General features: G+C 59.6%; 4 protein-coding genes and 1 pseudogene. All 5 read right to left on the bottom strand.

Annotated elements, in window-relative coordinates:
• Nucleotides 1-642 precede the first annotated feature (642 nt).
• The 5 genes and pseudogenes from KJQ96_RS37655 to ltrA all read right to left on the bottom strand — a co-directional run bounded on the left by KJQ96_RS37655 (nt 643) and on the right by ltrA (nt 6,829).
• Complete coding sequence (locus KJQ96_RS37655; protein WP_213291071.1) at nt 643-2,862, bottom strand: 3-hydroxyacyl-CoA dehydrogenase NAD-binding domain-containing protein; 2,220 nt, start codon at nt 2,860-2,862, stop codon at nt 643-645.
• 135 nt (nt 2,863-2,997) lie between these two features.
• Nucleotides 2,998-4,206, bottom strand: a complete 1,209-nt coding sequence (locus tag KJQ96_RS37660) for an acetyl-CoA C-acetyltransferase (RefSeq protein WP_213291072.1) — start codon at nt 4,204-4,206, stop codon at nt 2,998-3,000.
• Between the two features lie 46 nt (nt 4,207-4,252).
• Complete coding sequence (locus KJQ96_RS37665) at nt 4,253-4,492, bottom strand: hypothetical protein (RefSeq protein ID WP_213291073.1); 240 nt, start codon at nt 4,490-4,492, stop codon at nt 4,253-4,255.
• A gap of 373 nt (nt 4,493-4,865) precedes the next feature.
• Nucleotides 4,866-5,393, bottom strand: a pseudogene (locus tag KJQ96_RS37670) (transposase); the annotation flags it as partial.
• Between the two features lie 236 nt (nt 5,394-5,629).
• A complete protein-coding gene (ltrA, locus tag KJQ96_RS37675; RefSeq protein WP_249735033.1) occupies nt 5,630-6,829 on the bottom strand; it encodes a group II intron reverse transcriptase/maturase in 1,200 nt (399 codons plus the stop codon).
• Nucleotides 6,830-6,868 lie beyond the last annotated feature (39 nt).

Below are 6,868 nucleotides of genomic sequence, written 5' to 3' on the forward strand. Positions count from 1 at the left end.
GAAGCTGGGCCTCGTCGATCTTCCAGGGGCGAAATTCCTTGCTCATGGCTGCGCACTCGCTCCCTCGCCCGTCTCTTGACCCTTTAAGGAAGCCCGCTGCACATGCTGGCGAAGCTGACGCTGGCGGGACAGCATTCGCAATGTCCTCAGGCTCTCCGATCCGGCCCATCATAGTCCGCTCCTCAACACACCTGCGCAGCCTCGGATTGCTCGCCGCGAACTCTTCCTCGCGCTATGTCGAAGCAAGTGAACCCCGGCGCGACGGCGTTCAGACTCCTTTTCGATAGCGAAGCGCCTCGTCGGGATAGCGGCCTCTACTGTCGTCCCAGCGTAAAATGCGGTTCCCGGTCGGGTCGCTCCGATCACAGCGAAAGAAGCCGCGCGATCGAAGTGCCCACAAGGGCAACAGGATGTCGTCGACAATCAGAAAGCGATCCTTGCCGCTGCGTGCGGTCCAGCCAGTCTCGTCGGGCACTAAGCTCAGGTTCAACGTGTGCATCACGTGCCCCCAACGAGATACTCCGGGTGAGCATAGTGGTTTCAGCACAGCATCGCAAACCGGTCGTCTTTCTTCAAACCAATGTCCTGCGAGCACGCGCGTGCGTCGCGGGCAACGGCGAAAAAATCTCGCTCCGCCGAAGACTAAGCGGGGACCGGCTGTCTGTTAGATGCGAAGCGGCCGTAGAAGGTCTCGCCTTTCTCAGCCATCTCGACCAGGAGCTCGGGCGGGGTGAAGCGCGAGCCGTATTTGGCCTCGAACTTGCGGCACAGTTCGACAAATTTCTTGGTTCCCATGAACTCGATATAGGACAGCGTGCCGCCGGTGAAGGGCGCAAAGCCGAACCCGAGGATTGAGCCAACGTCGGCGTCGCGCGGATCGGTGATTACGTTGTCCTCGACCGTACGCACGGCCTCGACCGCCTGCACTACAAGGAAACGCTGTTTCAGTTCTTCGACACTGAGCGTGTCGGGATCGAGATGCTTGGGCTGCAAGTCGGCAAGGCCCCGCCATAGGCTCTTTCGGCCCTTGCCCTTGTCGGGGTAATCATAAAAACCCTTGCCGTTCTTGCGGCCAAATCGACCCTGCTTCTCGACGAGTTCGACCATCAGATTCTTGTCGGCCTGGTCGATCGCGTTCGGACCGAGATCGGCTTCAGTTGCCCTCATGATCTTCAATCGAAGATCAAGCGCGGTTTCATCCGACAAGGAGAGCGGCCCGACCGGCATGCCCGCCATCTTGGCGCAATTTTCAATCATTGCTGGCGGCACCCCCTCCAGAAACATATGGTTGCCTTCGCCGATATAGCGCGCGACGCAGCGGTTGGCGAAAAAGCCGCGAAAATCATTGACGACAATAGGAGTCTTGCCGATCTGCCGGACGTAATCAAGCGCGGTGGCGAGCGCGGCATCGCCAGTGTTCTTGCCCACAATGATCTCGACCAGCATCATCTTCTCGACCGGCGAGAAGAAATGAATGCCGATGAACTTCGCCTGGTCCTTAAACGCTCCGGCGAGCGAAGTGATCGGGAGGGTCGAAGTGTTGGTGGCAAAGATCGCACCCTCCTTCAGAAACGGCTCCGCCTTCGCGTAGGCCGCGGACTTAACGCTTCTGTCCTCGAACACCGATTCGATGATGAGGTCGCAATCTTTGATGGCGGCGTAGTCAACGGTGGCAGACATGCGCGCGAGAGTTGCGTCGCGATCGCTTTCACTGGAGTGGCCCCTCCGGATTAGATCGTCGAATACGGATTTGACGCGCGTCTTCGCATTTTCCGAGTTCTCCTGATGCCGATTGATAAGGACTACCTCCTTGCCAGCGCGCGCCGAAATGTAACCGACGCTGGCGCCAACAAACCCGGCACCAATCACGGCAACTTTCTTGATTTTGCTCGGCGGCACGTTCTTTGGCCGGCGGCTGCCCTTGTCCAATTCCTGCCTCGACAGGTACAGGCTGCGCATCATGGCCGCGGCTTCATTGGACCGCAGGATTTTGGCGAAGTAGCGGGACTCCACGCGCAGCGCGGAGTCGATCGGCAGTTGGAGCCCTTCGTAAACGCAGCTCATGATAGCGCGCGCGGCGGGATAATTGTCGTAGGTGTCGCGGCGGTAGATGGCGTTGCCGCCCGGGAACGTCATCATCCCGTTCTTGGAATAGATGGGCCCGCCGGGCAGATTGAAGTCCTTCTCGTCCCAAGGCGCCACCGCCTTGCCGCCGCTCTTGATCCAGTCCTTGGCCGCCTTGATCAGGTCGGCAGCCGGCAAGATCGCATGGACCAGGTTAAGCTGCCTGGCCTTATCCACCGTCACCGGATCACCCTTCAACAGCATCATCATCGCATCCCGCGGCGGCGCGAGGCGCGGCACACGCTGGGTCCCGCCGACGCCGGGGAGCAGGCCGACCTTCACCTCGGGCAGGCCGAGTCGCGTCTCAGGATTGTCGGCCACAACGCGATAATGACAGCAGAGCGTGATCTCGAAGCCGCCGCCGAGCGCAAGCCCGTTGATTGTGGCGGCCCAGGGCTTCCCAGAAGTTTCGATCGAGCGCAGCGCCAGCGACAAGCGGCGGCTCTGCTCGAATAGCATCTGGTTCGCGGTGATCTCGCCCTTCTCCTTTAGTGCCCAAGTGTATTCCTTGCTCATCCGTTCGACCATAGAGAGATCGGTGCCTCCGCAGAACGCCTCCTTACCGGTGGTGATGACGACCCCCTTCACCGCGCTATCCGCAGTGGTCTGCTTGACAATCTGTTCGAGCTCGCTGGCCGAAGTCTCATCCAGTACGTTCATCGAACGGCCCGGAATGTCCCAAGTGACGACCGCAATGCCGTCGGCGTCAGTTTCGAGCTTGAAATTCTTGAAGGTCATTTGATGCTTTCTCCGCCGGCGGCCAGCTCTCAGGCGCGGCAATTTGACTGGTGTTTGAAGCAGGGTGGGCAAACCGAAGCGTGCCCGAGAGAGTGGTGGAAACGGTGCTTGCGCGCCCCTCCCGATTCCTACCCATCACACCCGTTCGATAATGGTGGCTGTGCCCATGCCGCCAGCGATGCAGAGCGAGACCAGCGCAGTAGCCTTGTTGGTACGCTCGAGCTCATCGAGCACAGTGCCCAGGATCATTGCGCCCGTGGCCCCCAATGGATGGCCAAGCGCAATCGCACCGCCGTTGACGTTGATCTTGTCATTTTCGATCTCGAACGCCTGAATGTAGCGCAGCACGACGGACGCGAAGGCTTCGTTGAGCTCAAACAGGTCTATATCCGACTTCTTCATCCCGGAGCGTTCGAACAACCTCTTGGTAACGTCCACCGGGCCGGTCAGCATCATAGCCGGCTCCGAGCCGATATTGGCAAAGGCGCGAATTTTCGCGCGTCTTTTCAGGCCGTACTTCTGGCCCGCCTCCTTGCTGCCGAGTAGCACCGCACCCGCGCCGTCCACGATGCCCGACGAGTTGCCGGCATGGTGCACGTAGTTGATGCGCTCGATTTCTGGGTGCGATTGGATCGCGACGGCATCAAAGCCGCCCATCTGCGCCACTGCCGCAAAGGAGGGCTGCAATTGCGCCAGCGACTGCATGGTCGTGTTCGGGCGCATGTGCTCGTCCATATCGAGAATCGTGAGCCCGTTGATGTCCTTGACCGGCACAACGGATTTGTTGAAGCGCCCCTCGTTCCAGGCCTTTGCCGCGCGCTGCTGGCTCTGCACCGCATAGGCGTCGACGTCCTCGCGGGAGAAACCGTACTTGGTCGCGATCAGGTCCGCGGAGACGCCCTGCGGCATGAAATAAGCGGGTACTGCAATTGAGGGATCCATCGACAGGGCTCCGCCGGAGGCGCCGATGCCGACGCGGCTCATCGACTCCGCGCCCCCCCCGATCACGAGGTCATGCTGCCCGCTCATGATTTGCGCAGCGGCGAAATTCACTGCATCCAGGCCAGAGGCACAGAAGCGGCTTATCTGCACACCGGGCACCGTTTCACCAAAGCCTGCCTTGAGCGCCGCAAACCGCGCTATGTCGGAGCCAGCTTCGCCGACCGGATCGACCACGCCGATCACGACGTCATTGACCGAATCATCCGGCAGGTTGTTGCGCTCCTTCAGCGCGTTCAGCGGCGCGGTGGCGAGCGCGAGCGCGGTGACCTCATGAAGCGCCCCTTCAGGCTTGCCGCGGCCGCGCGGGGTGCGAACGTGATCGTAGATAAATGATTCAGGCATTGCGCCTCCCCTCTCCTGGACTGATGATCATGATGGAATTGCAGGTTCAACTAACGGATAGGATGAGCTGGCGCACCAAATCGCCCCTCCCGCGAAGGTCGCGCATCGTCGAAATGCTCGCCGGCTTGCACTTGCCAAGACCGCTTTCGTATCCCTTCGCGGTTTCGATCTCTACGACAGCTAGCCACGATGCTGGACTGATGCCCAAGGCATCCTCCTGTATCAGCGGGATGTGTTTCGTCGTCCGAAGATAGGGCCGATCCCGGCGGGTGAGATCGTCTTTCATGGCGCGCCTCCGCGATCGAGACATACTTGAGAAGGTAACAGCATCGCTCGTTTTGTCGATTTAGATGCACTCGTGCCTGTCTCATTGTTGGGACCTCTCAGTAGCAACTGTTGTGCCAGCGCTGTTCAATCGCATTAAGTTTCTGATTGTGCAAAAACTCGCAGTTCGCCAGCCGGCGTATTGGACCTGACAGCCGCTGGCAGAAACCGGACAAGTCTTTTGTGCGGAACATGCGCCAAGTCTTTGCTTCCGATCCGTCCACCAGTAAGCTAAGGGAAACCGTGACCCGGCTGGATCTATATCAATGTGCGATGCTCCCAAGACTGGACCGCATTCATTAGCAGCTGCTTTTTCTGCTCACCTGATCGTGGTTGCGGCCATCCAGAGTGACTTCAGCCGACTTCCTCGTGTGATGCAGGCCGACATCTTGTCGGCGGGATGGTCCCTGTTTGTCCACGCGCACGAGATTTCGCATCGCTTCGTGGCTTTCATCGGGAACCCATACCGCCGTTAACTCGCCGGCCCGCAGCAGCCGGGCGAGAGAAACAGCGTCCGGGCGGTTTGTCTTCACTCGATCGCCGGGCTTCCTCGGAATCAGCGATGGCGCAAACACGGTGCATTGGTGGCCGAGCGATCGGATCAGGTGATAAAGGCCATAGCTCGTCGGACCGGCTTCGTAACAGAAATGCACACGATCAAACCGGCTGGCGATCCGCTCAATCACCCGGCGCATGCTGGTCGCCGACGCGTCGACTTCACCGAAGAAGCGAACCACACCTTCCCGGCCTGTTTCCGCGATCGCAATGGCGTTTCTCAACCTCGCGATGTCAATTCCGACAAAGGCTTCCCTACGCCACGGCTCGTCCTCCTGTGATGAGGATCGGCTCGGACGCCCGAGCAACGCTCGGACGCGCAGTGTAGGGTGAGTCACCTCATCGGCAGATGATGGAGTAGTCGTCCGTGAAGAATTCCCAAGCCGTTGATTTGGAATCCTGAAACGGCGTTTTACCGTAAGTGGATTTGCCGGAAAGCGGGGCTTTGGAGCGGGATTGATCGGGATAGGGGGGAGCCTCGCAGCTCCGCCCCTCCCACACCACCGTGCGTACGGGTCCGTACACGGCGGTTCGAGAAGTTGCGCTAACACGACTGGAACAAGGATGTCAGGCCGAGCGATTTGAAGTATGCATTTGAGAGCCCAGTAGAGAGGGCTCTGCTGCGGGCGAGATACCAAGGACCGCGGCCGCTGCCGGCCGTGTTCCTTGCAGCCCACTCTGAGACCCCATTTGCGATGAGTGCTGCGCGGCGGCGCCGTGGAGTTTTCCATTGGCGCCACAGAGCGGCCCGCAGTCGCAGTCGGACCCAGCGAGTGAGGGCTATTAGCACCTCGGGCGTTTCGCAGAAGCCGAAATAGCCGCGCCAGCCCCGCATATAGGTGGCCAGTTCTTCCATTGTCGTCTTGATGCTGACGCCCTTGGCCCTTCGCGTAATGTCCCGGATTCGTTGCTTGAACCGTTCCAGCGACTTCGGCGCAATCGTGCGCTTGATGTCCGGACCAGCCGTAAAGCAGAACCCGAGGAACTTTCGTTCCTGCGGTCGTGCCACCGCACTCTTGGCCTCATTTACCTTGAGCTTGAGCTTTTGTGTGATGAAGCGCGAGATGCTCTCCATCACCCGCTGACCCGCGCGTTCGCTGCGAACGTAGATGTTACAGTCGTCCGCATAGCGAACGAAGCGATGTCCCCGACGCTCCAACTGGCGGTCGAGTTCGTCGAGCACGAGGTTACTTAGCAGTGGCGAAAGAGGACCTCCTTGCGGAGTTCCTTCCACGCTCGGACTGACCAGTCCATTCTCCATCACCCCGGCATTCAAAAATGCCCGAATGAGCTTTAACAGCCGCTTATCCTCGACGCGCTTGGCGATTTGGCCCATCAGTTTGTCATGATTGACTCGATCGAAGAATTTTTCCAAATCGAGATCGATCACCCATCCGTGGCCTTGCGCAATATATTGCTGCGCTTGAGCCACGGCGTGATGCGCCGACCGACGCGGTCGGAACCCATAGCTGTATTGGGAGAACGTTGGATTCCATTGCCTTTGCAGAACCTGCATCACCGCTTGTTGGATAAAGCGGTCCAGCACGGTTGGGATGCCAAGCTTTCGCACCCCTCCTCCATCCGGCTTCGGGATTTCCACCCGTCTCACCGGTTTTGGTTCGTAGGTTCCGTTCAGCAATTGCTCCCGAATGGACGGCCAGTGCTGCTTCAGGTAGTCGCCAAGCTGATCGACCGTCATCCGGTCGACGCCCGCGCTGCCTTTGTTGCTTGTCCGAAGTGTCAGGGGCGAGCCCGAGCCGCGTGGCTTGCCGCGCGAGAAGCC

The sequence above is a fragment of the Bradyrhizobium sp. sGM-13 genome (assembly GCF_018398875.1).
Lineage (GTDB): Bacteria > Pseudomonadota > Alphaproteobacteria > Rhizobiales > Xanthobacteraceae > Bradyrhizobium.